The 25,085-nt window shown below is 60.8% G+C and carries 24 protein-coding genes; 11 read left to right on the top strand and 13 right to left on the bottom strand.

The features are described from left to right. Positions 1-114: 114 nt before the first annotated feature. The 5 genes from NTD85_RS09740 to NTD85_RS09720 all read right to left on the bottom strand — a co-directional run bounded on the left by NTD85_RS09740 (position 115) and on the right by NTD85_RS09720 (position 5,872). The gene (locus NTD85_RS09740; RefSeq protein ID WP_003227663.1) at positions 115-1,455 is read right to left on the bottom strand and encodes an imelysin family protein; all 1,341 of its coding nucleotides are present in this window, start codon (positions 1,453-1,455) and stop codon (positions 115-117) included. A gap of 228 nt (positions 1,456-1,683) precedes the next feature. Beyond that, positions 1,684-3,735, bottom strand: a complete 2,052-nt coding sequence (locus NTD85_RS09735) for a putative bifunctional diguanylate cyclase/phosphodiesterase (RefSeq protein ID WP_003227662.1) — start codon at positions 3,733-3,735, stop codon at positions 1,684-1,686. A 354-nt stretch (positions 3,736-4,089) separates the two neighbouring features. Beyond that, positions 4,090-4,686, bottom strand: a complete 597-nt coding sequence (locus NTD85_RS09730) for a superoxide dismutase (RefSeq protein ID WP_003227660.1) — start codon at positions 4,684-4,686, stop codon at positions 4,090-4,092. A gap of 176 nt (positions 4,687-4,862) precedes the next feature. Continuing rightward, the gene (locus tag NTD85_RS09725; RefSeq protein WP_103486325.1) at positions 4,863-5,465 is read right to left on the bottom strand and encodes a LysE/ArgO family amino acid transporter; all 603 of its coding nucleotides are present in this window, start codon (positions 5,463-5,465) and stop codon (positions 4,863-4,865) included. A gap of 5 nt (positions 5,466-5,470) precedes the next feature. Next, the gene (locus NTD85_RS09720) at positions 5,471-5,872 is read right to left on the bottom strand and encodes an ACT domain-containing protein (protein ID WP_262142033.1); all 402 of its coding nucleotides are present in this window, start codon (positions 5,870-5,872) and stop codon (positions 5,471-5,473) included. 96 nt (positions 5,873-5,968) lie between these two features. Here NTD85_RS09720 and NTD85_RS09715 point away from each other — a divergent pair, with 96 nt between their 5' ends. From NTD85_RS09715 to NTD85_RS09700, 4 genes are all read left to right on the top strand, one after another. Next, positions 5,969-6,862, top strand: a complete 894-nt coding sequence (locus NTD85_RS09715) for a LysR family transcriptional regulator ArgP (protein WP_003227656.1) — start codon at positions 5,969-5,971, stop codon at positions 6,860-6,862. A 53-nt stretch (positions 6,863-6,915) separates the two neighbouring features. Beyond that, positions 6,916-7,908 (top strand): NAD-dependent epimerase/dehydratase family protein, encoded by a 993-nt coding sequence (locus tag NTD85_RS09710; protein ID WP_047296149.1) that lies wholly within the window; start codon positions 6,916-6,918, stop codon positions 7,906-7,908. A 116-nt stretch (positions 7,909-8,024) separates the two neighbouring features. Then, a complete protein-coding gene (locus tag NTD85_RS09705) occupies positions 8,025-8,858 on the top strand; it encodes an ATPase (RefSeq protein ID WP_262142032.1) in 834 nt (277 codons plus the stop codon). Between the two features lie 234 nt (positions 8,859-9,092). Then, entirely contained in the window at positions 9,093-9,941 is an 849-nt protein-coding gene (locus NTD85_RS09700; RefSeq protein WP_262142031.1) for a cache domain-containing protein, read from the top strand. A gap of 121 nt (positions 9,942-10,062) precedes the next feature. On the opposite strand, the gene NTD85_RS09695 is transcribed toward NTD85_RS09700, so the two are convergent. Both NTD85_RS09695 and pobA read right to left on the bottom strand, forming a co-directional pair. Then, positions 10,063-11,580, bottom strand: coding sequence for an MDR family MFS transporter (locus NTD85_RS09695; protein WP_262142030.1), 1,518 nt, complete (start codon positions 11,578-11,580; stop codon positions 10,063-10,065). A 79-nt stretch (positions 11,581-11,659) separates the two neighbouring features. After that, a complete protein-coding gene (gene pobA, locus NTD85_RS09690) occupies positions 11,660-12,853 on the bottom strand; it encodes a 4-hydroxybenzoate 3-monooxygenase (protein ID WP_262142029.1) in 1,194 nt (397 codons plus the stop codon). A gap of 177 nt (positions 12,854-13,030) precedes the next feature. On the opposite strand from pobA, the gene NTD85_RS09685 reads away from it, so the two are divergent. Beyond that, positions 13,031-13,915 (top strand): helix-turn-helix domain-containing protein, encoded by an 885-nt coding sequence (locus NTD85_RS09685; protein ID WP_103486318.1) that lies wholly within the window; start codon positions 13,031-13,033, stop codon positions 13,913-13,915. Positions 13,916-14,051: 136 nt separating this feature from the next. On the opposite strand, the gene NTD85_RS09680 is transcribed toward NTD85_RS09685, so the two are convergent. Next, positions 14,052-14,228: a hypothetical protein gene (locus tag NTD85_RS09680; protein WP_003227641.1), complete on the bottom strand. Its 177-nt coding sequence runs from the start codon at positions 14,226-14,228 to the stop codon at positions 14,052-14,054. Between the two features lie 218 nt (positions 14,229-14,446). Further along, positions 14,447-15,352 (bottom strand): LysR family transcriptional regulator, encoded by a 906-nt coding sequence (locus NTD85_RS09675; RefSeq protein ID WP_262142028.1) that lies wholly within the window; start codon positions 15,350-15,352, stop codon positions 14,447-14,449. Between the two features lie 114 nt (positions 15,353-15,466). Between NTD85_RS09675 and NTD85_RS09670 the strand changes: the two genes are divergently transcribed. Together NTD85_RS09670 and NTD85_RS09665 are read left to right on the top strand one after the other, a co-directional pair. Next, a complete protein-coding gene (locus NTD85_RS09670; RefSeq protein WP_262142027.1) occupies positions 15,467-16,345 on the top strand; it encodes an MBL fold metallo-hydrolase in 879 nt (292 codons plus the stop codon). A gap of 220 nt (positions 16,346-16,565) precedes the next feature. Then, entirely contained in the window at positions 16,566-17,180 is a 615-nt protein-coding gene (locus tag NTD85_RS09665; RefSeq protein ID WP_003227638.1) for an NAD(P)-dependent oxidoreductase, read from the top strand. 123 nt (positions 17,181-17,303) lie between these two features. Here the strand turns inward: NTD85_RS09665 and NTD85_RS09660 are convergent, their stop codons facing one another. Next, entirely contained in the window at positions 17,304-18,185 is an 882-nt protein-coding gene (locus NTD85_RS09660) for a LysR substrate-binding domain-containing protein (RefSeq protein ID WP_103486315.1), read from the bottom strand. Positions 18,186-18,413: 228 nt separating this feature from the next. On the opposite strand from NTD85_RS09660, the gene NTD85_RS09655 reads away from it, so the two are divergent. Both NTD85_RS09655 and NTD85_RS09650 read left to right on the top strand, forming a co-directional pair. Next, positions 18,414-20,051: a 5-guanidino-2-oxopentanoate decarboxylase gene (locus tag NTD85_RS09655; RefSeq protein ID WP_262142026.1), complete on the top strand. Its 1,638-nt coding sequence runs from the start codon at positions 18,414-18,416 to the stop codon at positions 20,049-20,051. Continuing rightward, entirely contained in the window at positions 20,051-21,499 is a 1,449-nt protein-coding gene (locus tag NTD85_RS09650) for an aldehyde dehydrogenase family protein (protein WP_262142034.1), read from the top strand. The genes NTD85_RS09655 and NTD85_RS09650 overlap by 1 nt, the downstream gene beginning before the upstream one ends. A 162-nt stretch (positions 21,500-21,661) precedes the next feature. Here NTD85_RS09650 and NTD85_RS09645 read toward each other — a convergent pair whose 3' ends face one another. Continuing rightward, the gene (locus NTD85_RS09645) at positions 21,662-22,591 is read right to left on the bottom strand and encodes an AraC family transcriptional regulator (RefSeq protein ID WP_262142025.1); all 930 of its coding nucleotides are present in this window, start codon (positions 22,589-22,591) and stop codon (positions 21,662-21,664) included. A gap of 430 nt (positions 22,592-23,021) precedes the next feature. Between NTD85_RS09645 and NTD85_RS09640 the strand changes: the two genes are divergently transcribed. Together NTD85_RS09640 and NTD85_RS09635 are read left to right on the top strand one after the other, a co-directional pair. Next, positions 23,022-23,375 carry an antibiotic biosynthesis monooxygenase family protein gene (locus NTD85_RS09640; protein ID WP_003227631.1) on the top strand — a complete coding sequence of 118 codons (354 nt, stop codon included), beginning with the start codon at positions 23,022-23,024 and terminating at the stop codon, positions 23,373-23,375. A 43-nt stretch (positions 23,376-23,418) separates the two neighbouring features. Next, positions 23,419-23,661 carry a hypothetical protein gene (locus NTD85_RS09635; protein ID WP_003227629.1) on the top strand — a complete coding sequence of 81 codons (243 nt, stop codon included), beginning with the start codon at positions 23,419-23,421 and terminating at the stop codon, positions 23,659-23,661. 6 nt (positions 23,662-23,667) lie between these two features. Here the strand turns inward: NTD85_RS09635 and NTD85_RS09630 are convergent, their stop codons facing one another. Together NTD85_RS09630 and NTD85_RS09625 are read right to left on the bottom strand one after the other, a co-directional pair. Continuing rightward, a complete protein-coding gene (locus NTD85_RS09630) occupies positions 23,668-24,297 on the bottom strand; it encodes a flavin reductase family protein (RefSeq protein WP_003227627.1) in 630 nt (209 codons plus the stop codon). Positions 24,298-24,552: 255 nt separating this feature from the next. Beyond that, a complete protein-coding gene (locus NTD85_RS09625; protein WP_003227625.1) occupies positions 24,553-24,786 on the bottom strand; it encodes a hypothetical protein in 234 nt (77 codons plus the stop codon). Positions 24,787-25,085 lie beyond the last annotated feature (299 nt).

The raw sequence follows: 25,085 nt of genomic DNA, 5'->3' as shown, positions 1-25,085 counted from the left end.
CCCCCCCCCCCCCCCCCCCCCCCCCCCCCCCCCCCCCGCTCCCACAGGGTTTTGTGCATGGCAGGCATGAAAAAGGCGACCCGGAGGTCGCCTTTTTCAGTCGAGCGCGCGTGATCAGAACTCGTGATCAGCGTTGTCCGGGTTCAGGTCGCTGATGCCCAGCTTGCCGGCAGCGGCTTCGATCGAACCGGTCTGCTTGACCAGCGCAGCGATGGCATCACGCACAATCTGATTGCCAGCGGTGTTGCCCGCAGCGATCAACTGATCGTAGTGCTCACCCTTGTTGGCGTGATCGACCATGACCTGGATCTTGGCTTCGGTAGCGGCCAGATCGGCTTTCAGCGCGTTGTCGGCAGCCGGGTCGGCCTTGGCCACCAGCGACGACAGGCTGGCACCGGTCATCTTGGTGCCGTCGGTGCGGGTGTATTCGCCCAGGTACACGTTACGAATGCCTTTGGCATCGTAGAAGTGCGAGTTGTGGGTGTTGTCGCTGAAGCAATCCTGTTCGTCTTCCGGGGAGTTGGCTTCCAGAGACACCTTCATGCGCTCGCCCGCCAGCTCACCCAGCGACAGACTGCCCATGCCGAACAGCATTTTGCGCAGGCCGGTTTCGGCAGGCTCGGCTTCCAGGGTGGCGCGGTAGTTGTCAGCCACGTTCGGCTTCCAGTTACCGACCATTTCTTCCAGGTCGCTGACCAGCAGTTGGGTCACCGCTTTGAGGTACGCACGACGACGATCGTTGTGACCGCCGGTGGCGCCTGCGCCTTCCAGGTAGTCGGAAGCAGGACGGTTGCCGGCGCCCGGGCCGGTGCCGTTCAGATCCTGGCCCCAGAGCAGGAATTCGATGGCGTGGTAGCCAGTGGCGACGTTGGCTTCGGAACCGCCCAGCTCGTTCAGGCTGGCGAGTTTTTCCGGGGTGATGTCTTTGACATCGACCTTGTCTTCGCCGACCTGGACTTCAGTGTTGGCGATGATATTGGCGTTGGCACCCGGGTTACCCAGTGCGTGCTCGTAGGATTTGTCGACGTAGTCGATCAGGCCTTCGTCCAGAGGCCAGGCGTTCACCTGACCTTCCCAGTCGTCGATGATGGTGTTGCCGAAGCGGAATACTTCGCTCTGCAGGTACGGAACGCGTGCGGCGATCCACGCTTCACGGGCGGCTTTCAGCGTCTCGGCATTCGGCTTGGCGAGGAAGGCGTCTACGGCGGTTTGCAGGGTTTTCGCGGTGGATTCGGCATCGCTGTAGACGGCGAAGACCATGTCGGCGTAGTGCGCGACCACAGCCTTGGCGGCGGCTTCGTCGACTTTCCCGGCTGCGGCAGGAGCAGCGGCAGCGGTGCTGGCGGCTGGAGTCGGCGTGGCCGCAGCGGCAGCCTTGTCTTTGCCTTCGCCGCAACCGGCGAGGGAAATAGCGATGGCCAGCAGACTGGCGGTAGCCAGAGGCATACGAATCATGGCGAACATCCTGCTTCGGTAATTGAATGGACAGGGCGCGGGGGTGCGCAAAGCTGCGACATAATGCAAATCTTTCGCATTATGTGTAAAGGGCTGTGGCTGGAAATATTTCTTGTTTACGCCGGTGTGATGGCGCAGATCAAAAGATCGCAGCCTCGTTTCACTCGACAGCTCCTACAGGGGAATGCGCTCCCTGTAGGAGCTGCCGCAGGCTGCGATCTTTTGACTTTATAAAATAGCCGCGTTGCTGCGCTGGGCTTGCTTGAGGTAGGCAGTCAGTTCCCGGGCAGGCAGCGGTTTGCTGTAGTGGTAACCCTGACCTTCGTGACAGCCTTCGGAGATGATGTAGGACTCCTGCTCGGCGGTTTCCACGCCTTCGGCGATCACCTGCATGCCCAGGCTCTTGCCCAGTTGAATGATCGCGCGAACGATGGTCGCATCATCGTCGTCATCCAGCAGATCCTGAACGAAGCTCTTGTCGATCTTGATCTTGTCCAGCGGCAGGCTTTTCAGATAACTCAGTGATGAGTAGCCGGTGCCGAAGTCGTCGATGGCGATCAGCGCCCCGGAACGACGCAGGCTCAGCAGGTGTTGGGCGGCGGTGCTGATGTCTTCCATCAGGCCGGTTTCGGTGACTTCCAGCTCCAGGCTGCGCGGCGGCAAACGGTAGATCTGCAGCAGGTTGTTGACCACTCGCGGCAACTCGGCGTGGTGCAGTTGCACGGTGGACAGGTTGACCGCCATGCGCAGATCGACGAAGCCCTGATCGTGCCATTCGCGCAATTGCTTGCAGGCCTGATCCAGCACCCATTCGCCGATGGCGATGATCGTGCCGTTCTGCTCGGCCAGCGGGATGAACAGGTCCGGCGGCACCAGACCGTGCTCCGGGTGCTGCCAGCGAATCAGCGCTTCAACCCCGACCACGCGGTGATCGCGGTAGCTGATCTGCGGTTGATAGACGAGGTAGAACTGATCGCGAATCAGCGCGTCACGCAGGTCTTTTTCCAGTTCGCGACGGCGACGCATCTCGCTGTCGACACTGGCGATGTAGAACTGATAACGGTTGCGCGAACGGGTCTTGGCCAGCGTCATGGTCTGCTCGGCCTTCTGCAACAGCTTCTCGGTGCTGTCGCCGTCCTCGGGGAACAGGGTGATGCCGATGGTCGCGCGCAGGCGGATTTCCTGATGGTCGAGGGCAAACGCCGCTTCCAGATCATCGAGGATGCTTTGCGCCAGCTCTGCCGCTTCGTAAGGTTGTTCGATATCGGCCTGCACCAGCGCAAACTGGTCGCCGCCCAGACGGGCGAGGGCACCCAGGCGACCGCTATGGCCGCGCAGGCGGTCGGCCAGCGCCAGCAGCAACTGGTCGCCGGTCTGGTAGCTGAACTGCTCGTTGATCCCTTTGAAATCGTCCAGGCCCACGCACAATACCGCGACCCGGCGTTGCAGCTTGCCGGCGTCGACCAGAATCTTGTCCAGTTGCTGCTGCAATTGCTGGCGGTTCGGCAGGCCGGTGAGGAAGTCGTACTGAGCCATGCGCAGCAGGCTGTTTTCCGCTTCGTGGCGCAGGTGCGTGTTGCGTTCGATGGATTCAAGCAACTGGTTGGCGGTGTTGATCCAGATGCCGAGTTCGTTCTTCTCGTTGCCCTTGATCTGCGGAATCTTGTGCTCGCTGGGGCGATCGGGATTGATTTCGGTCAGGTGCTCAATGATCCGCGACAGCGGCTTGGTCAGCAGCCAGTGATAGACCAGATACAGCACCAGGCCCATGGCCAGGGCGCGCAACACCCCGGAAATGAAAATGATCACCGAACTGACGATGAAACTCTCGCCATAGGTGGCGGTGTCGAGGGTGATGCTCAGGTCGCCGTAATACTCGCTGTACGGGCCGCGGCCGACCAGTTGGGTGGTGAAGGTGCGTTCCTGACCGAGGATCAGATCGGTCAGCCAGCGGCTGTTGGAGTGCTGCAACTCGCGGGATTTTTGCGCCAGCATGGCTTCGTTGGGATGGCCGATGGAGGCCTGGCGCACGGCGTCGTCCTGGAACAGGCCTTCGATCACCTGCATGCCCATTTCCCGGTCCAGGCTGTACACGGCCTGAGTCGAGGGATCACGGAACATGTCGAGGATGCGCTGCGCATCGCCGGCCACCGCCTGGCGGGTTTTATAGGCATCGAAAACGATCTGGGCGCAGCTCAAGACCACGCCGACGATCAATGCCGAAAGGAGCACGACCCGGAGCAACTTCACCGACAAGCTGTTCTTGAGTTCCAGCTTCAAAGGGTTATTCCTTGTTCCGTGCGGGTAGCGTCAAGTTGCCATGAGTATTGGCAATCCCGTGTTGGCAGTCAAAGGGACAATCAAGCCCCGGAACATTTGCCCGTGGCCTTGGCCGAAATGCTGCTGTCTGGAGTCTCAGCTCTATTTGTACTGTGTCGGTAGTTTCGGCCCTCAACTTGAGCGGTACGGAACAAATTTTCACTGATTTGATGGTAGCCCGCTACGGCGCGGCGGCAAGAGGTCGAAGGCTGCTTTCGTTGTGGGAAAACGGCCTGAGTGGGATTCGATGCGGTGCGGCTTTTTTCGGGCATAAAAAAACCCGGCCATAGCCGGGTTTTTTATCTGGCGCGAAGCTTAAGCGGTGAAGGTTTTGCCTTCGAACTGCTCAGCAACGAACTTCCAGTTGACCAGGTTCCAGAACGCTTCAACGTACTTCGGACGCAGGTTGCGGTAGTCGATGTAGTAAGCGTGTTCCCAGACGTCGCAGGTCAGCAGCGGGGTGTCGCCGCTGGTCAGCGGGTTGCCGGCGCCGATGGTGCTGGCCAGAGCCAGGGAACCGTCAGCCTTCTTCACCAGCCAGCCCCAGCCGGAACCGAAGGTGCCGATCGAGGTTTTGCTGAACTCTTCCTTGAACTTGTCGAACGAACCGAAAGCCGCGTTGATGGCTTCAGCCAGTGCGCCGGTTGGTTGACCGCCGGCGTTTGGCGCCAGGCAGTTCCAGTAGAAAGTGTGGTTCCAGACCTGAGCGGCGTTGTTGAAGATGCCGCCCGAGGAAGTCTTGACGATCTCTTCCAGGGTCTTGCCTTCGAACTCGGTGCCTGGCACCAGGTTGTTCAGGTTCACGACATAGGTGTTGTGGTGCTTGTCGTGGTGAAATTCCAGGGTTTCCTTGGAAATGTGCGGCTGCAGGGCATCGTGTGCGTAAGGCAGCGGCGGCAATTCGAAAGCCATGATGATTCTCCTAATCAGGTCTGTTGCGGTGAGCGCAAGGCCGATCACGGGCGGCCAGAAATGCACCGACGAGTTTTTACTCTTTGCGGCGCAGGGTTCGGATCATAGCACCGGGGTCAAGGCTTAACCACGCAACAACTGTGTGGGATAGAGGTTCCAGAGCTGTTTGGAATAAATCACTGCGCCAATATCAATTGCCCTGCGACTGTAAACATCATCAACGCCACCACCAGATCGAGAATCCGCCAGGTACTCGGCCTTGCCAGCCACGGCGCGAGCCATGCGGCACCGAGGGCAAGAGTGAAAAACCACAGCAGCGATGCACTCGCCGCGCCCACGACATAAGCCCCCGGCACCGACTGCTGCGCACCGAGCGAGCCGATCAGCAACACCGTGTCCAGATAAACGTGCGGATTGAGCAACGTCACTGCCAGCGCGCTGAGCATCACCGCGCGCAACGAGCGTACGGTGTGGTTTTCGCCCTGATCCAGACTCTGTTTCGAGAACGCCCGGCGCAGCGCCTGGCTGCCGTACCAGATCAGAAAGACGGCGCCGCCCCAGCGTGCCACCGCGAGCAATGTCGGGTTCTGCGCCAACACCGTGGCCAGGCCGAAAACCCCGGCCGCCACCAGCAGCGCATCGCACGCCACGCACAGCGCCGCCACCGGCAGGTGATGTTCGCGCCGCAGGCTCTGGGCCAATACAAAAGCATTCTGCGTGCCGATCGCCATGATCAACCCGAACGCCACCAGCAGGCCGTTCACATAGCTTTGCCACATGACGATTACTCCGCGTTGGCTGCGAGATCGCGCAGCACGTGCATGGCGCGTTCGGCGTCGGCCTGGCCGACAAACAAGTGGTCGTGGTAGTAACCGGCGATCACGTTGCAACTGATCCCGGCCTTGCCCAGTGCTGTGGCGAACGCAGCGGTGAGGCCGACCGCTTCCAGTGCCGAATGCACGTTGAGGGTGATCCACGCCGCGACATAATCGAAACTGAACCCGGCGTGTTCCGCCTGAGAGCGTTCGAGGATCACGGTCAGGCCTTCCTGTTCACGAAAGCTGCCGACAATCTCCAGACCGTTGGGCAACTGAGCGTCACGCAGGGTGCAGAACACGTATTCGCCGGCATTGAGCTGCGGGCTCATGCTGCGCAGCAACGTCGTGAGTGAGGTTTCGCCAGCCATTGCAGTGTTCCTTGATAAAGAGTGCTTGCTGGCTATTCTCCGGTCGAAAGCTGTATAAGAAAAACCAATAGTGCTGATCGCTCATTAGGAAAACTGATGTTCGACTATAAATTGCTTTCCGCGCTGGCCGCTGTGGTCGAGCAGGCCGGATTCGAACGCGCCGCACAGGTGCTGGGCTTGTCGCAATCGGCGATTTCCCAGCGGATCAAACTGCTGGAAGCGCGGGTCGGCCAACCGGTGCTGGTGCGCGGCACGCCGCCGTCGCCGACCGAAATCGGCCGGCGCCTGCTCAACCATGTGCAGCAGGTGCGCCTGCTTGAGCGTGACTTGCAGACCCTGGTGCCGGCGCTCGACGAAGAGGGCGTGCCGGAGCGTTTGCGCATCGCCCTCAACGCCGACAGCCTCGCCACCTGGTGGGCCGAAGCCGTGGGCGATTTCTGCGCCGAGCAGCATTTATTGCTGGATCTGGTGGTGGAAGATCAGACCGTCGGCCTCAAGCGCATGCGTGCCGGAGAAGTCGCGGCGTGTGTCTGTGCCAGCGAACGCCCGGTGGCCGGTGCGCGCAGTGTGTTGCTCGGGGCGATGCGCTATCGGGCGCTGGCCAGTCCGGCGTTCATCGAACGGCATTTCCCCGATGGCGTGCGTGCCGAACAGTTGCCGCGTACCCCGGCGCTGGTGTTCGGGCCGGACGATTTCCTCCAGCATCGCTACCTCGCATCGCTCGGTGTCGACGGTGGTTTCGAGCACCACTTGTGCCCGTCATCCGAAGGTTTTGTGCGTCTGACCGAAGCCGGGTTCGGTTGGGGACTGGTGCCGGAACTGCAAGTGCGCGAGCAGTTGCAACGCGGGACTTTGCGCGAACTGTTGCCAGATAAACCGATCGATGTGCCGTTGTACTGGCATCATTGGCGCAATGGCGGTCAGTTGCTGGGCTTGCTGACCGAACAATTGCTACGTTCTTCACCACGATGGCTGGTGCCCTTGGGCTGACGGTCAGCGTCAAGACAGACGTATCAGGTAAACGAAAGACATCGGAGCGTTACATGAAAATTCTGGTCACCGGCGCAAGCGGCTTCATTGGCGGACGCTTTGCGCGTTTCGCCCTGGAGCAGGGCCTGGACGTGCGGGTCAACGGTCGCCGGGCCGAGAGCGTCGAGCATCTGGTGCGCCGTGGCGCCGAGTTCGTCCCGGGCGATCTCACCGATGCGGATCTGGTGCGTGAACTTTGCGCCGACGTCGAAGCCGTGGTGCACTGTGCCGGTGCCGTCGGCCTGTGGGGGCGTTATCAGGACTTTCATCAGGGCAACGTGCAGGTCACCGAAAACGTCGTCGAAGCCTGCCTCAAGCAGCGCGTGCGGCGGTTGGTGCATCTGTCGTCGCCGTCGATCTACTTCGATGGCCGCGATCACCTCGGCCTGACCGAAGAGCAAGTGCCCAAGCGCTTCAAACATCACTACGCAGCGACCAAATACCTGGCCGAGCAAAAGGTCTTCGGCGCCCAGGAGTTCGGCCTCGAAACCATCGCCCTGCGCCCGCGTTTCGTCACCGGTGCCGGCGACATGAGCATCTTCCCGCGCCTGCTGAACATGCAGCGCAAGGGGCGTCTGGCGATCATCGGCGACGGCCTGAACAAGGTCGACTTCACCAGCGTGCAGAACCTCAACGAAGCGCTGCTCAGCAGTCTGCTGGCGGCCGGTTCCGCGTTGGGTAAGGCCTACAACATCAGCAATGGCGCGCCGGTGCCGTTGTGGGATGTGGTCAATTATGTGATGCGCAAAATGGAAGTGCCGCAGGTCACCAAATACCGCTCGTACGGTCTGGCCTACAGTGTTGCGGCGCTCAACGAAGGCGTGTGCAAACTCTGGCCGGGACGCCCGGAGCCGACCCTGTCGCGGCTGGGCATGCAGGTCATGAAGAAAAATTTCACCCTCGACATCAGTCGCGCCCGGCATTATCTGGACTACGATCCGAAAGTCAGCCTGTGGTCGGCCCTCGACGAGTTCTGTGGCTGGTGGAAAGCCCAGGACATCCGTTGATACAAGTCGCCCGGCCGGCAATGAACCGCACTGCCGCTTGAGGGTCAATCCCTGCGGCTGCGGCGGTTATACTTCGCAGCATTCAGCCATCACCGCGTTCCACAAAGGTTGCCTCAATGTCCATGCGTAACGATGCCAACGACGATTTCGACGATGTACCGAGCCTGCGGGCCGACACCTTTGACGACGATGACATTCCGCCGACCGCCCGCACTTCCGTGCATTCGCGCACGCCGCCGGTAGTCAAGGTCAAGGCCGCGAGCACCGGGCCGTTGTGGGCGCTGGTTGGCGCGCTGTTCTTTGCTTTCATCGGTCTGGCCTGGTGGAGCTTCCAGCAGATTTCGCTGATGGAGCAGCAACTGGTGGCCACCCAGGAAAGCTTTGCGCGCATCAGCGAGGAAGCGGCGGGGCGCCTGCAGGATATTTCCGGCAAGGTCGTCGCCAGCCAGAGCAACGTCAACAGCGACAGCGAAGCCTTGAAGCAGCAGATCAAACAGCTGGAAACCCAGTTGCTGGATCAAAGTAAACAGCAGCAAGGCGTGGTCGGTCAGACCAGCGATCTGGACAAGCGTCTGGCGCAGATGACCGCGCAGACCACCGAACAACAGAACGCCAATACCCAGTTGCAGGCTCAGGTCAAAGCCCTGAGTGCGGAACTGGCAACCCTGAAAAGCGCCCCGGTCGACACCGGCAAGTTCGATGCGCAGCTCAAGAGCCTGAGTGCCGACATTGCCGCGTTGAAGAAGCAAGGCAACCCGAGCGCGGCGATTGAGCGTCTGGAGCAGGAAATCATCGTCCTCAAGAGTGAACAGGACAACCGCCCGGCCGCTGTGCAGGGTGGCGGCAATACCGCCGAGTTCGACGCATTCCGTGGCCAGATGACCCGCAACATCAACACCCTGCAGGCGCAGATCCAGAACTTGCAGCAGCAGATCAATGCCCGGCCATAGGGCCGGAGTCAGGAACCTTTGTGGCGAGGGAGCTTGCTCCCGCTGGAGTGCGAAGCGCTCCCCTGCTTTCGTTCAGGTAGAGCGCACTTGCAGGTTTTGCGACTGCTTCGCAGCCGAGCGGGAGCAAGCTCCCTCGCCACAGGAAATGCGGCAACTTCTGGATTCATCTTCGACCGCCGTCCTACCCCAAGCCGTCTACGCTCTTGAAACACCAACAAGAACGAGGGATGCGTTATGGGGTTTTTGCATAAAGTGGTGTGGCTCGGTGTAATGCTTTTTGTGGGGGTAGCGCAGGTCAACGCTGCCACCGCGCAAAAGGACGACAGCAAGGCCGCCATTGCGCTGCTGGAAAAGGCCCTGGCCTATTACCACGACAATGGCGACAAGGCCTTCGCCGCGTTCAGCCGTCAGGGCGAGTTTGTCGACAAGGATCGCTACGTGTTCGTGGTCGATACCAAAGGCGTGATGCTCGCCAGTGGTGGCCCATCCTCAGCCTTGATCGGCCGTGACGTCAGCGAGGTGCTTGCGCCGGATTTGCAGAAAGCCTTCAAGGACGCCTTGCTGGTGCCGGAAGGCAACGGCATTCAACAGGCCGAATACCGCTGGCAGAACTGGGCGGACGGCAAGGTCGAGCGCAAACATGTGTATTACCAGCGCATCGGTCAGCGCATTCTGGCGGTCGGTTATTACCTGCCGCGTGCTTCAGCCGAGCAGGCCAAGGCACTCCTCGACAAGGCTGCAACCGATCTGGGGAAAAACGAGAAGGGCACCCTGACGGCCATCAACTCGCTCAAGGGCGGTTATCTGCAGGATGACTTGTATGTGTTCGTCGTCGATTTGAACACCCAGCGCTACGTTGCTCACGGCACCAACCTGCGCTTGATCAATACCGATTTCAGCAAGATCAACGACCCGGAAGGCAAACCGGTGGGCGAGCCGATTCTGGCGCTGATCGCCAAGCAGGATGACGGCGAATACGAATACCGCTGGAAAAATCCGGTGACCGGCAAGGTCGAGGACAAGCATGCCTACCTGAAAAAGGTCGGGCATTTTCTGGTGGCGGTGGGTTACTACAGCCCCTGAGTGAACTGCCTTTGTAGGAGTGAGCCTGCTCGCGATGGGGGTGTGTCATTCAACAATGATGTGGACTGACACACCCTCATCGCGAGCAGGCTCACTCCTACAGGGGATCGCGGTGTTGCTGTTATTTGGCCCCATGCTCCCGCCCGCGCAGCAACTTGTTCGGCATCGCAATTGCCGCCGCCAGCCCCAGCAGCGATACCGCCGTACTCACCCACAGCAGATGCCGGAACTTCACCGAAAGCTCGGCGCGCAAGGCGTTCTGTGCATCACCCGGGGCGGCGTTCAAACCGTCGAGCAGCACATTGCCCGAATGCCCCTCGCTGATCAGCGCGTTGCTCGCCAGATGGGCAAAACTCGAGTCCTGCAAAAAGGCCAGCAACAGCGCCGACATCAACGCCACACCCACCGCGCCGCCCAGCGAGCGGAACAGGTTGGTGGTGCTGGTGGCGACGCCGATGTCGCGCTGATCCACCGAGTTCTGCGTGCCCACCAGTGAGGTCGGGAACTGCATGCCGCCGGCAATCCCGCTGAGCAGCATGAACAGGCTGCTGACCAGCGTCGCGTCCGGTGGGCTGAACGCCATGCCGAGAATCGAGATCGGCATCAGCAGCGCGCCAGTCAGAATCTGTGGTTTGTAACGGCCGGTGACCGAGGTGCGGCGTCCGGCGAAATAAGCGCCAATCGGCAGCCCCATCGCCAGCGGCAGCAAGTGCAACGCCGCCGCATCGGCCCCGGCGCCGGTGACGCTCTGGAAGCGCAGCGGCATCAGCACGATCAGCGAGATCGCTTGGAAACTGGTGAAGAAAATCGTGCACCAGCACAGCAACGCATTGCGGTTGGTGAACAGGTGCATCGGCAGCAGCGGCTCACGCGCCCGGCGTTCATGCCAGACGAACACCGCCAGTACCAGCACTGCACAGGCAAACAAGCCGAGCACTTCGCTGCTGCGCCACGAATGGCCCTGACCGACCTGAGTGATGCCCAGCAGCAGGGCGGTCAAACCGATGATCATCAGCAGTGTGCCGAGGTAGTCGATGATCGGCTTGCGCTGCGGAATCGGCAGCCCGCGCAGGTTGCGATTGGCAACCCACCAGGCGCCGAGCCCCAGCGGCAGGTTGATCAGGAACACCCAGCGCCACGACAGGTATTCGGTCATGTAGCCACCGAGCACCGGCCCGGCGACGCTGGCGACCGCGTACATGCTGCTGAAGTAACCCTGATAACGGCCGCGTTCGCGGGGCGGGACGATGTCGCCGATGATCGCCTGACTGACCGAAATCATCCCGCCGGCGCCGATGCCCTGGAGAATCCGCGCCAGCACCAGTTGTTCCATGCTTTGCGCCATGCCGCAAAACAGCGAGGCGAGGGTGAACAGGCCCATGCCGAACAGCATCAGTTTGCGCCGCCCGTACAAATCGCCGAGCTTGCCGTAGATCGGCACAGCCACGGTCATCGCCACCATGTACCCGGAAATCACCCAGGCCAGCAGGCTGACATCCTTGAATTGTGCGGAGATGGCGGGCATCGAGACGGCGACGATGGTCTGGTCCAGCGCGCCGAGAAAGATCGCCAGCATCAGCGCGACCAGCACGCTGCGAATGGCCGGTTTGGGTGTTTCAGGCTGGTGAAGATTGGTCACGGGCGAAACCTGCGGGCAGTGAGAGTCCCGCGGATCGTCAGGCGAGCGGGAATGCTCGCCAGTGTAAGTCGGTAGGAAGCTATTCGATAGCCTCATAAGGAAGTCCGACGTAATTTTCTGCAATGGTTTTTCGCCCCGCTTCTGAACTGACAAAGTAGTCCAGTTCCGAGGCGCTGATGCGCTGACTGAAATCATCGTGTTCGTCGAAGCGATGCAGCATCGAGGTCATCCACCAGGAAAACCGTTCGGCTTTCCATACCCGGCGCAGGCAGATTTCCGAGTATTTCTCCAACAAGTCCGTGCGTCCTTCGCGGTAAACCTTCAGCAGGATATTGAACAAAGTGCTGACGTCACTGGCCGCCAGATTCAGGCCCTTGGCGCCAGTGGGCGGGACGATATGCGCGGCATCGCCAAGCAGAAACATCCGCCCGTACTGCATCGGCTCGACGACAAAACTGCGCAGCGGGGCGATGCTTTTTTCAATCGACGGGCCGGTCACCAGTTTTTCGGCAAGCGCCGTGGGCAAGCGGCTTTTGAGTTCATCCCAAAAGCGCTCATCGGACCAGTCGGCGACATTTTCCTCGGCCGGCACTTGCAGGTAGTAACGGGTGCGGGTGGCCGAGCGCATGCTGCACAGGGCGAAGCCGCGTTCGTGACGGGCGTACACCAGCTCTTCGTGCACCGGCGGGGTGTCCGCGAGAATCCCCAGCCAGCCGAACGGATAGACCCGCTCGAAAATCTTCAGGCAGTCTTCGGGAATCGACTGCCGGGCCACGCCGTGAAAACCATCGCAACCGGCGATGTAATCGCAGTCGACGCGCCAGGTTTCACCGTCCTTTTCGAAAGTGACAAAGGCCTCGTCGCTTTTCATGCCGTGAGGAACGACATCGCTCACTTCATAAAACGACAGCGCCCCGGCCTCCCGACGAGCGGCCATCAGGTCGCGAGTGACTTCGGTCTGGCCGTAAACCATCACGGTTTTTCCGCCGGTCAAACCCTGCAGATCGATGTGTGCCAGACGTCCATCCAATGCCAGATCGAAGCCGGTGTGCACCAACCCTTCGGCATCCATGCGCGCACCCACGCCGGCCTGACGCAACAGCTCTACCATGCCCTGTTCAAGCACCCCGGCGCGAATTCGCCCGAGCACGTAATCGGGTGTCTGGCGTTCGACAATCAGGGTGTCGATACCAGCGTTGTGCAACAACTGACCGAGGAGCAATCCGGACGGACCGGCGCCGATGATGGCGACTTGGGTTTTCAGCGTTTTCATTGTTTTTATGACTCGCAAGCTTCACGCGACGGGAGCCGGTGAATGATTTTTATGGATCGAGTGCTTGCATTTTTCCCTTGCGGGTCTGTCAATTGAAGGTGAAAACTGAGCCGATACCTGTACATTCTGCCAATCGGTGCGATTATCGCCCGCAACCTCGAGGCCTGGATTGAAGTGATGAACAAGCCTGACCTGCCTTCGATTCCGGTGTTCAAGCTCTACGGTGAAAGCCTGGACTGGCCGACCCCTGACTTGCTGCACTGTGAAACCATTTCCAAACGCAGCCGCGAACATCAATGGGAAATCAAACCCCATCGCCACGCCGATTTGTGCCAGTTGCTCTTCGTCTTCAAAGGTCAGGCAGAGCTTGAAATCGAAGGTCAACGCACGCAGCTCAACGAACCCGCCATTCAAGTCCTGCCACCGTTGTCGGTGCATGGCTTCCGCTTTTCCGAGGACGTCGAAGGATTCGTCGTCACCCTCGCCAATCCGTTGATCAATCACTTGCAGGCGCAACTGGGCAATTCGGTGCACGCACTGGCCCAGGCCGAGCACTATCCGGCGGGCAAGGATGCGGAGTACCTGAACAGCCTGTTTTCAGCGTTGCAGGCCGAGTACAACGGCCATCAGCCAGCGCGGGAAATGCTCATGCATTCGCTGGTCAGCGTGATCATGGTCTGGGTCAGCCGACAGGCGATCGTGCGCCATAACGCCAGCCAGCGACCGCAACGCCAGCGCGAATACCTCAACGGGTTCATTCAATTGGTGGAGGAGACTTACCGCCAGCATGTGAAGGTCGAAGACCTCGCCCATCGCCTGGGGATTTCGGTGTCGCACCTCAACGGCACCTGCCGTGAACTGGCAGGGCAGCCGGCGCTGCAGATCATGCACGAACGCCAGTTGCTGGAAGCCAAACGTTTGCTGACCTACACCAGCATGACCATTTACGAGATGTCGGAGTTGTTGGGGTTTTCCGATCCGACCAACTTCACGCGCCTGTTCCGGCGCCGGGTGGGGATATCGCCAAAGGCCTTCCGCGACCGGCTGAAGGCCGAGCAGTGATCTGGTAAACGCTGCGGTCTCCTGTGGGAGGGGGCTTGCTCCCGAAAGCGATCTATCAGTTTGCATCAATGCTGAATGACACACCGCATTCGGGAGCAAGCCCCCTCCCACAGGATTGCACTGCAACTCAGGTCAATCAGCGCAGTGCATTGAGCGTCGCGTTATGCGGAATGCAGCGCTCGAAATTGCAACTCGCGAACTCGCGGGGCAGTTGTCGCAGTTGCTCGACCCGCCAGGCCGCGGTGCCGTACAGCGCCAGCGTGGCGGCGCAGGTGATGAAAATCGCGAAGTACCTTCTTGTTCTGATGTTCATGGCGTTGACCTCTGAACGCATACCCTGCGGTATTACTTTCAGCATAGGTCAGCGGTACAGAGTTGCCAGCCACGGCTCCCGCGTAGGTGACATACCTTCAGCACACGGATGACACCTGTGGGAGCGGGCTTGCTCGCGAAGGCGGTGTGTCAGTCTGGATTGCCCTTGACTGACACGACGCATTCGCGAGCAAGCCCGCTCCCACAGGAATACCGGATTTACAGGCCAATATCCCATTTGGGATTTTCCGGGAATCGTTCGACGAGAAAATCCAGCATGCTGCGCAGCGCCGCCGGCATGTGTTTGCGTGACGCATACACCGCGTAGATGTTCATCTGTCGTGGCTCGGCATCCGGCAGCAAACGCACCAGTTCACCGGCATGCACATGCACCCCGGCCTGATAGGTCGGCAGCATCGCCACCCCCGCGCCGGCCAGCGTCGCCCGCAACAGGGTGCTGGCTTCATTGGCGCTGATGTTGCCCTGTACCGGCACCGACACCGGTTCGCCATCCTCCTCGAAATGCCACAGGCTCTTGCCGAAATACGAGTGCGTGAGGCAGTTGTGTCGGCCCAGGTCCTCGACCCGCTGCGGTGGCGGGTTATCGCGCAGATACGCCGGTGCGGCGCAGACCACTGAGCGGCACACGGTCAGGCGTCGGGCGATCAGGTTCGGGTCCAGGTCATTGCTGGTGCGGATCGCCAGGTCGATGCGCTCATCCACCAGGTTCACCGTGCGGTCGAGCATCTGCAGGTCGATGCTGACCCCGGGGTAGCGCTTGACGTAAGCGGCCATGGCATCGGCCAGTTGCGCCTGGCCGAACGAGGTGCTGACGCTGATACGCAGCAATCCTCGCGGTGCATCGTGCGGTTCACTGACTGCCGCCTGCATATCCGTCGAGAGTTCGAGCATCTGCCGACAGCGCGGCAGGATTTCACTGCCGGCGGCGGTCAGGCTCAACTTGCGCGTGGTGCGGTGCATCAGGCGCGCGCCGACCCAGTCTTCCAGCTCCGCCAGATAGCGCGACACCACCGGCCGTGACAGGTCCAGATGATCGGCGGCCGCCGACTGGCTGCCCAGATCCACCACCGTGACAAACACCCGCATTGCTTGAAGACGATCCATGATTTGCCCGCTTTCAGAAACAAACTATGTCCAAGCATCGCATTTTTTGTACCGAGTCAGGCAACTAAGCTCTGTCCCATCGCCAACCACGGCATTCGGACCACGGAGCAACAGATGATCGGCTTCACTTCCCTTAAACGCGTTTTGCTCGCCACCGCCACCCTCGGTTTCGCGGCACACGCCGCTGCCGCCAACCTGACCCTGGATGTCTACAACCCGGGCACCAACGCGATTTTCCCGGTGACTTCGGTGCTGGTCAGCGGCGAGAAAGACGCGATCCTGGTCGACGCGCAATTCGGCAAGGCCCAGGCCGAGCAGGTGGTGGAAAAGATCCGCGCCAGCGGCAAGCACCTGACCACCATCTACATCAGCCACGGTGACCCGGATTACTACTTCGGCCTCGACACCCTGACTCAGGCTTTCCCCGACGCCACCGTGCTGGCCTCGCAGCCGACCGTCGATCACATCAAGCAGACCGTCGACGGCAAACTCGCCTTCTGGGGCCCGAAAATGGGCGCCGACGTGCCAGCCAAAACCATCGTGCCGGGCGTGCTCAAGGGCGACAGCCTGATGCTCGAAGGGCAGAAGTTGCAGGTGGTGGGACTTGAAGGCAAACAACCGGATCGCAGCTTCGTGTGGATTCCGTCGCTCAAGGCTGTGGTCGGTGGCGTCGTGGTTGCCGAGAATATCCATGTGTGGATGGCCGACACTCAGACCGCGCAATCCCACGCCGACTGGCTGCAAACCCTGCACTCGATCGAAACCCTGAAGCCGAAAACCGTGGTGCCGGGTCACTATCTGGGCGAGAGCAGCCGCTCGCTGGCCAGCGTGAAATTCACCGCCGACTACATTAAGGCTTTCGACGAAGAAACCGCCAAGGCCAAGGATTCCGCCGCACTGATCAAGGCCATGCAAAAACGCTACCCGAAACTCGGCGAAGAAAGCTCGCTGGAGCTGAGCGCCAAAGTCGCCAAGGGCGAGATGAAGTGGTAACCCGATTGATCTGAAACAGAGGTCGAGAGGACTTTTGTGGCGAGGGAGCTTGCTCCCGCCCGCCTGCGCAGCAGGCGTAAAACCTGCCAATGCGTTGTATCTGAAACGGGCGGGGAGTGCTTCGCCCTCCAGCGGGAGCAAGCTCCCTCGCCACAGGGAATACCGCTTCAAGATTAGATTTATGCCGTCGTTGAAACTCTCAAGCCAACTGGAGAATGTCATGAGCAAGATCGCAATCATTGGTGCCACCGGCCGTGCCGGTAGCCAACTGCTGGAAGAAGCCCTGCGTCGCGGTCATAGCGTCACCGCCATCGCCCGCGATACCTCGAAGATCGGTAACCGTGCCGGTGTGGTCAGCAAGAATGTCGATGTGCTGGATTCGGCGGCGCTGCAAGCCGCCGTCGCCGGTCATGACGTGGTGATCAGCGCCGCGCATTTCGCCACCGTACCGGCCAGTGCCGTGGTCGGCCCGGTGAAGCAGGCGGGCGTGAAGCGTCTGCTGGTGGTCGGGGGGGCCGGTTCGCTGTTGCTGCCGGACGACACTCGAGTGATCGACAGCGCGGGTTTCCCCGCCGAATACAAAACCGAGGCCAGTGCGGGCGCAGCGTTTCTCGATGCGTTGCGTCAGGAGCAGGATCTGGACTGGACCTTCCTCTCGCCATCGGCAGAGTTTGTCGAAGGTGAGCGCACCGGCACCTTCCGCGTCGGCAAGGATCACTTGCTGGTGAGTGCCGAAGGTCGTAGCTGGATCACCTTCGCCGATTACGCGATCGCGCTGATCGACGAAGTGGAAACGCCGAAGCATTCGCGTCAGCGGTTTACGGTCGGCTACTAAGCAACGACGCGGAACAAATGTGGGAGCGGGCTTGCTCGCGAAGGCGGTGTGTCAGCGACATTTGAAGTGACTGACACTCCGCCTTCGCGAGCAAGCCCGCTCCCACAGGGGTATTTGTTTGTTTCAGCGGGTATGCGCCTGTTCCACCAGCCAGATCATCAACTCCTCCAACTGCGGCGATGCTTCCCCACCCTGCGGCATCACCACGTAGTACCCCAGCCCCGTCTTCACCTTCAACTCAAACGGCATCACCAGCCGCCCCGCGCGCAGGTCATCGCCGATCAGCGACCAGTCGCCAATCGCCACACCCGTCCCGTGGGAGGCCATCGACATCGCCTGATCCAGCGTCTCGAAATGCTGCCCCGTGTCGACATTGCTCAATTGCAACCCGGCGGCTGTCAGCCACACGGTCCAGTCCTGGATATCGTGGGTGGGATGCAGCAGCAGATGCTGTTGCAGATCGGCCGGTTCGCTCAGCGCCGGTGGGCCCTTCAATAGCGCTGGCGAACAGACTGGCGTCAGTTGTTCATCGAACAGATGCAGGGCCGTCGACGAATTGTCCGGCGGGGTGCCGTAGATCACCGCGGCATCGAATGGCTCACGCTGAAAGTCCACGCCGTGGGCCAGTGTGGTGGTCAGTTTGACCGGCACATCCGGGCGTTCCTTTTGCCACTGCAGCAGGCGCGGCACCAGCCAGCGCATCACGCAGCTCGGCGCCTTGAGTTGCAGGGTTTGCCGCTTGAGACCGATCTGCTCGGTCGCTTCGCTGATCAGGCCAAAGATCTTCTCCACCCGTGGCAGCCACTCACGTCCTTCAGCGGTCAGCTCAAGGCCTCGGGCCAGACGAATGAACAACTCATAACCGAGATGATCCTCCAGCCCGGCGATCTGCCGGCTCACCGCGCCCTGGGTGATGTGCAACTGCTCGGCCGCCCGGGTGAAATTGCAGCACTGCGCAGTGATCAGAAACGTGTGCAGGGCGGGCAGGGGAGGCAGTCGTTTCATGGGGATCCGAGGTATGACGTGAGGACATGGCTAGTATGACTTTTAATCGATTGTTGCCGCTACTCGCCGCCCGTTCAATGAGCCCATTCCACCCGGATCGATGTGGGAGCGAGCTTGCTCGCGAATACGGTTTTCTATTCAGCATCAATGTGGCTGATACACCGCTTTCGCGAGCAAGCTCGCTCCCACACTGGCACGGCGTATTGAACAACAAGAAGGGCAATCGGCATGGCGACGTGTGGCGAAGTACTGGTCAAGTTACTCGAGGATTACGGGGTCGAGCAGGTGTTCGGCATTCCCGGGGTGCACACCGTGGAGCTGTATCGCGGGCTGGCCCGTTCGCGCATCAACCACGTCACTCCACGGCATGAACAGGGTGCCGGTTTCATGGCTGACGGCTATGCGCGCACCAGCGGCAAACCGGGTGTGTGCTTCATCATCACCGGCCCGGGCATGACCAACATCACCACCGCGATGGGCCAGGCGTACGCCGACTCGATCCCGATGCTGGTGATCTCCAGCGTGCAGACCCGCAGCCAGTTGGGCGGCGGTCGCGGCAAGCTCCACGAGTTGCCGAACCAGAGTGCGCTGGTCGGCGGTGTCGCTGCGTTCTCTCACACCCTGATGTCCGCTGCGGAATTGCCGGGCGTGCTGGCCCGTGCCTTCGCCCTGTTCCAGGCCGGGCGTCCACGTCCGGTGCACATCGAAATTCCGTTGGACGTGCTGGTCGAAGAGGCCGATGAATTGCTCGGCAGTGTTCCGGTGAACATCGATCGTGCCGGTGCGGCACCGAGTGCCGTCAGCCGCATGACTGAGCTGCTGGCCAACGCCAAGCGCCCGCTGATTCTCGCTGGCGGCGGTGCCATCGACGCCGCCCCCGAGCTGACCCGACTGGCCGAGCGCCTCGATGCCCCCGTAGCACTGACCATCAACGCCAAAGGCATGTTGCCGTCGAACCACCCGCTGCTGATCGGCTCGACGCAAACGCTGGTCGCGACCCGTGCACTGGTGGCCGATGCCGACGTGGTGCTGGCGATCGGCACCGAGCTGGCGGAGACCGATTACGACGTCACCTTCGCCGGTGGTTTCGAGATCCCCGGCAAGTTGCTGCGCATCGACATCGACGCCGATCAGACCGTGCGCAACTATCCGCCGCACGTGGCGTTGGTCGCCGATTCGCGTAACGCCGCGCAAGCGCTGCTCAGTGCGCTGGCACAGCAAAAACTCGCCGAACGCAGCAGCGATTGGGGTCAGGTTCGCGCCGCACAATTGCGCACTGAACTGGCCGCAAGCTGGGATGCGCCGACCCTGGCCCAGACCCTCTTTCTCGACACTGTGCTTGATGAACTGCCGGATGCGGTGTTCGTCGGCGATTCCACGCAACCGGTGTACACCGGCAACCTCACGTTCAACCCGGATCACCCGCGCCGCTGGTTCAATTCGTCCACCGGTTACGGCACCCTCGGTTACGCCTTGCCGGCGGCGATCGGCGCATGGCTCGGCGGCCGCATCAAGGGCGGCGCGCGCCCGCCAGTGGTGTGCCTGATCGGTGATGGCGGCTTGCAGTTCACCCTGCCGGAACTGGCCAGCGCAGTCGAAGCGCGCACACCGGTGATCGTCCTGTTGTGGAATAACCAGGGCTACGAAGAGATCAAGAAGTACATGGTCAACCGTGCCATCGAGCCGGTTGGCGTCGATATCTACACCCCGGATTTCATCGGCGTCGCCAAGGCCCTGGGCTGCGCCGCCGAAGCGATCAGCTCGGTTGAACAGCTGCGTGGTGCGCTGCGTGCCGCCACTGATCGTCAGGGCCCGACCCTGATTGAAATCGACCAGACTCAATGGATGCAGGCGGTGGCCAAATGATCAATTTCCCAACCACACTCGATGGCCTGTACATCAACGGCCAATGGTCTGCCGGTCGCGAACACCTGCGGGTGATCAACCCGGCCACCGAAGCACTGCTGACCACGGTCAATGGCGGCGATGAAAGCGCGGTTGATCTGGCCGTCAGCGCAGCCACTGAAGCGTTCAAGAGCTGGTCGAAAACCAGCGGTGCCGAACGTGGTGCGATCCTGCGCAACATCGCCAATGGCGTGCGCAACGGTCGCGATCACCTGATGCAGCTGCAGTCGAGCAACAACGGAAAACCGCAGTTCGAAGCGTCCATTGACGTCGATGATGTGATCGCCACGTTCGAGTATTACGCCGAACTCGCCGAAGGTCTCGATGCGCACCAGGACAGCAATGTGCCGCTGCCCAGCGACGACTTCAGTGCGCGTCTGCGGCGTGAGCCGTGTGGTGTGGTCGGGCTGATCGTGCCGTGGAATTTCCCGATGGTCACCACCGCGTGGAAACTCGCGCCGGCGCTGGCCGCCGGTTGCTGCGTGGTGTTGAAACCGTCGGAAGTCACGCCGCTGCCGGAGCTGGAACTGGCGGCGATCATCGCCGAATCCGGTCTGCCCCAAGGCGTGTTCAACCTGGTGTGCGGCACCGGTCTGGCGGTCGGTGCGCCGCTGTCGGCTGATCCGCGCATCGCCAAGATCTCCTTCACCGGCAGCAATGCGGTCGGCGTGCAAGTGATGCAACGCGCCGCCGAAACCGTGAAGGGCGTGAGCCTGGAACTGGGGGGCAAATCTTCGCTGCTGGTTCTGGCCGATGCCGATCTGGAACTGGCGGTGGAGCTGGCCTGTGGCGGCGGATTCTTCAACGCCGGGCAGATGTGCTCGGCCACCAGTCGGGTGTTGGTCGCCGATGAGCTGGCCGACGAATTCCTTATCCGTTTGCAGGCCCGCGCGGAAAAAATCCGCGTGGCCGATCCGTTCGATCCTGAAGTGGAGATGGGCGCGCTGGTCAATCAGGCGCAGTACCAGCGCGTGCTCGGCCACATCGATCGCGGCTTGAGCGCCGGGGCGAAATTGATCTGCGGCGGCAATCGTCCGGCGGATCTGCCACGCGGGTATTTCCTGCAGCCGACGGTGTTCACCGAAGTGCCCCTCGACAGTGCGTTGTGGTGTGAAGAGATCTTTGGCCCGGTGCTCTGCGTGCGCAGTTTCAGCAGCGAAGCCGAGGCGATTGCCTTGGCCAACGACAGCCAGTTTGGGCTGGTCGCCAGTGTGGTGACTCGCGATGCGGCTGCGGCAGATCGGGTGGCGAATGCGTTGCAGGCCGGACTGGTGTGGATCAACTCGCCGCAGGTGATCTTCCCGCAGACGGCGTGGGGCGGCTACAAGCAGAGCAGCATCGGCCGTGAATTGGGGCCGTGGGGGCTGGCCGCGTTTCAGGAAATCAAGCACGTGATCCGGGCGCTCTGAACGGCGTGTCGGGTCTTGGCGATCTGATCCGGATTTTTTGCTGAGCATTCCGGCCTCTTCGCGAGCAAGCTCGCTCCCACATTGGATGTGTGATCAACACTAGTCCACTGTGGGAGCGGGCTTGCTCGCGAAAGCGTCAGCCGCAGCAGAGCAGATTCCGGATCAGACCGACTGCCGCAACCGCGCCAGATCCCGCAACGGCGGCGCGCCAAACAAGCGGCTGTACTCGCGGCTGAACTGCGACGGACTTTCATACCCGACTCGATACCCCGCGGCCGAAGCTTCCAGCCCTTCAGCCAGCATCAGGCGTCGCGCCTCTTGCAGGCGCAGCTGCTTCTGGTACTGCAACGGACTCATCGCCGTCATTGCCTTGAAACGGTGATGCAGGGTCGAGACGCTGAGGTTCACTTCCTTCGCCAGATCATCGATGCGCAGCGGCTGCTCGAAGTTGCCGTTGAGCCATTTGATCGCCTGGCTGATGCGGTGGCTCTGGCTGTTGGCAATCGCGATTTCATACAGACGATGGCCCTGCGGACTGCGCAGCAGGCGATAGAGAATTTCCCGGCGAATCAGTGGCGCGAGCATGGCGATGTCTTTCGGCGCGTCGAGCAGGCGCGCCAGCCGCAGCACCGCGTCGAGCATCGCGCTGTCGATCTGCTCGACATACAGACCGCGTCCCGTGGGCCGGGTCGGCACACCCATCGGGCCGGCGTCGGCGATCAGTGCGGTGATTTCCGCCGGGTCGATGTCCAGGCGCACAGCGAGGATCGGCTCCTGCGGCGAGACATTCACCACCCGTCCGCTGAGCGGCATCGAGACCGAGACCACCAGGTAATTCAGCGGATCGTAATTGAAGTACTCATCCGCCAGCCGCACCTCTTTCCGACCCTGAGCCATGATGCACAGCGCCGGTTGCGCGAGTACCGGGGCGAAGTCGTGGGATTGGGTGTGGCGCGACATGAACAGCGAGCCGATGGCGGTCGCGTAACTGCCATCGTCGGTGGTGTTGCGACGGATGATCGCCGCGAGTTCTGCGCGCTGTTTTTCCATGTCGGCATCGGGCGGGGCTTGGAAACGATCGAATGACGTCATGCACGGCATCCTCGGCAAGGGATCTGGAATGGGGCAGAGCATAAGTTTGTGCAAGCGCGAGCGGTAGACACATCCTGTCAAATGCTTGCCTGATTCTGCATGGGCTGGTTTTGCGCGTCGGCCATCAGCCCGCGACCGCCACCTTACCCCTTGCGGCGAATACCCCTGTAGGAGCTGCCGCAGGCTGCGATCTTTTGATTTTAAAAGCGAAAGTCAAAAGATCGCAGCCTGCGCCAACTCCTACACAAAACGCGTATGACAGGGGTGTGACAGGGTTTTAGTGGTGGTTGCCGGACTTTTGTGCAGTCTCGCAGGATTGTGCAACGCAGCGGCAGGAATCGACTAACGGCACCCTGCGACCGGCCCTTAATCTTGGATCCTGTCGCAGCCCGTCCCCCGGCTGCCACGCGACTCCCTGGGAGGGTTGAACATGTCCAAGCAGATTCCCGTCAGTCATATGGCCTTCGTTCGAGCGCGCGCCGGACGCTCCGCTGAACTGGGTGTGCGCCTCAGTGCCTTGATCGAACCGTCGCGCGCCGCCCCCGGTTGCCTGAGCTTTGCCCTGCAGCATTCGCAATGCGATCCGGAGCTGTGGCTGGTCTCTGGTTTCTGGAGCCATCAACAGGCGATGACGGCTTATTTCAACAGCCCGTCGATGCAGATCTTTGCCGAGTTGGTTCAGGACCTGGTGGTCAACAGCCTGGATTTCCACACCTTCAAAGAGGTGTCGGCGGCGCAGGCGCTCGGACAATGTCCGGCACCGATACACAAACTCGCCGGTTGAGGGTTTAATGTCCGGCTTATTCGTCTGAGCCAGGATGTGTGCCATGGCACGTAAAGAGTTCGAACACTTCGAAGCAGTCTCCGCAGTCGTCCCCGTCGAGTTGGGCGGCAACAAGGGTTATCACGCGGCAATCGCGGTCAAGGCTCTGGTCGATGGCGGTGCGCCACGCTTCCACAAACTGCTGGGTGATCAGGTGTTTCCCGGCGCCATCGCTGCCGATGACGCGGCGACCCAGGAGCTGGACCGCCTCAAGGGTGTCACCGCTGACGCCGAGCTGATCTGGTAACTGCGCTTACTTGCCCGCACCCGGGCGCCACATCTTGAACAGGGCTTCAGGCCCCAACTGGAAGTAATCCGCCGGCCCGCCGCCGCGCAGAATCGGTTCTGCCGCGGCGGTGTCGTAGATCCCGTCCTTCAACAGCCATTTGGCGATATGCACGGCGACCACTTCGCCGAGAATCAGCCAGCTCGGCACGGTTTCGCCATCGGCACGCTGCAACTGAATGATCTGTGTGACCTTGCATTCGAAGGACACCGGGCTTTCGGCTACCCGTGGCACCGCAATCACCTTCGACGCCACCGGCGTCAGCCCGGCCAATTCAAACTCGTTGACCTCAGGCGCGACCATCGCGCAGCTCTGGTTCATCTGCTCGGCCAGCGGCCGGGTGGCGAGGTTCCAGGCGAATTCACCGGTCTGCTCGATGTTGTTCAGGCTGTCTTTGCGCCCGACACTGGAAAAACCAATGATCGGCGGAATGTAGTTGAACGCGTTGAAGAAGCTGTAAGGCGCCAGATTCAGCTGGCCGTGGGCATCCTGCGAAGAAATCCAGCCGATGGGGCGCGGGCCGACGATGGCGTTGAACGGATCGTGGGGCAGGCCGTGACCGTTGGCGGGTTCGTAGTAGTGGATGTCATCGGACATGGTGAATGAATTCCTGAGGCTGCGTTTCGGATGCGGCCATAGTGCAAGGACGCTCCACGTATTTCCAGTCAAACGCTGATCCCCCTGTAGGAGCTGCCGCAGGCTGCGATCTTTTGATTTTGTTTTTTAAGATCAAGATCAAAAGATCGCAGCCTTCGGCAGCTCCTACAGGGGATTTGGGTGATTTGAGAATATGTGATGCTTCAGAAATGACTAAGCCCGGCCGAAGCCGGGCTGTGGAAGAACTGCTCATACTTAGCTGATGGCTGCAGCGGTACCGGTCTTGTCGAAGCCGTCAGCTGCGACGGTTTTGCCGATGTTGGTTTTATCAAAACCATCTGCGGCGTAAGTGCCCGAGTGGCTGGTTTCGATGACGGCGGAACCGCCGGTAATAAAGTCGGAGGATTTGGTTTTGTCCGAGCCATCGGCAGCGAAGGTGTTGGCGGCCAGTACGGACAGGGTCAGGGCGAGGATCAGTTTGGTTTTCATGTTCTTTACTCCAGATTCGTTGGCGGATGTGTCTTGCATGGGTTTAATGCTACGCCAACTAAGTTGATTGAAAAGCGCAAATTAATGCTAAAAACAATCGATTAACTTGATATTAAGGGCGGCGCGTTGAAATCGCTTTCGTCGTCGGAGCGAGCGTCGCGCAGGTCATCGATCAGGTGATTGCAGAATGAGGGGGCAGCATTAATCAGCGATTAATCGGTGTTAACCGAAGGTGAGGGATTTTTCATACTTGCGATTGGCAAGCGGGTGCTGCCGAGTTGTCCTGATTGATCTGGAAC

The sequence above is a fragment of the Pseudomonas sp. 13B_3.2_Bac1 genome (assembly GCF_025466205.1).
In the GTDB taxonomy this organism is placed as follows: domain Bacteria; phylum Pseudomonadota; class Gammaproteobacteria; order Pseudomonadales; family Pseudomonadaceae; genus Aquipseudomonas; species Aquipseudomonas fluorescens_H.
Note: the sequence above shows the minus strand (reverse complement) of the source record. Positions and strands in the feature narration are given on the sequence as shown.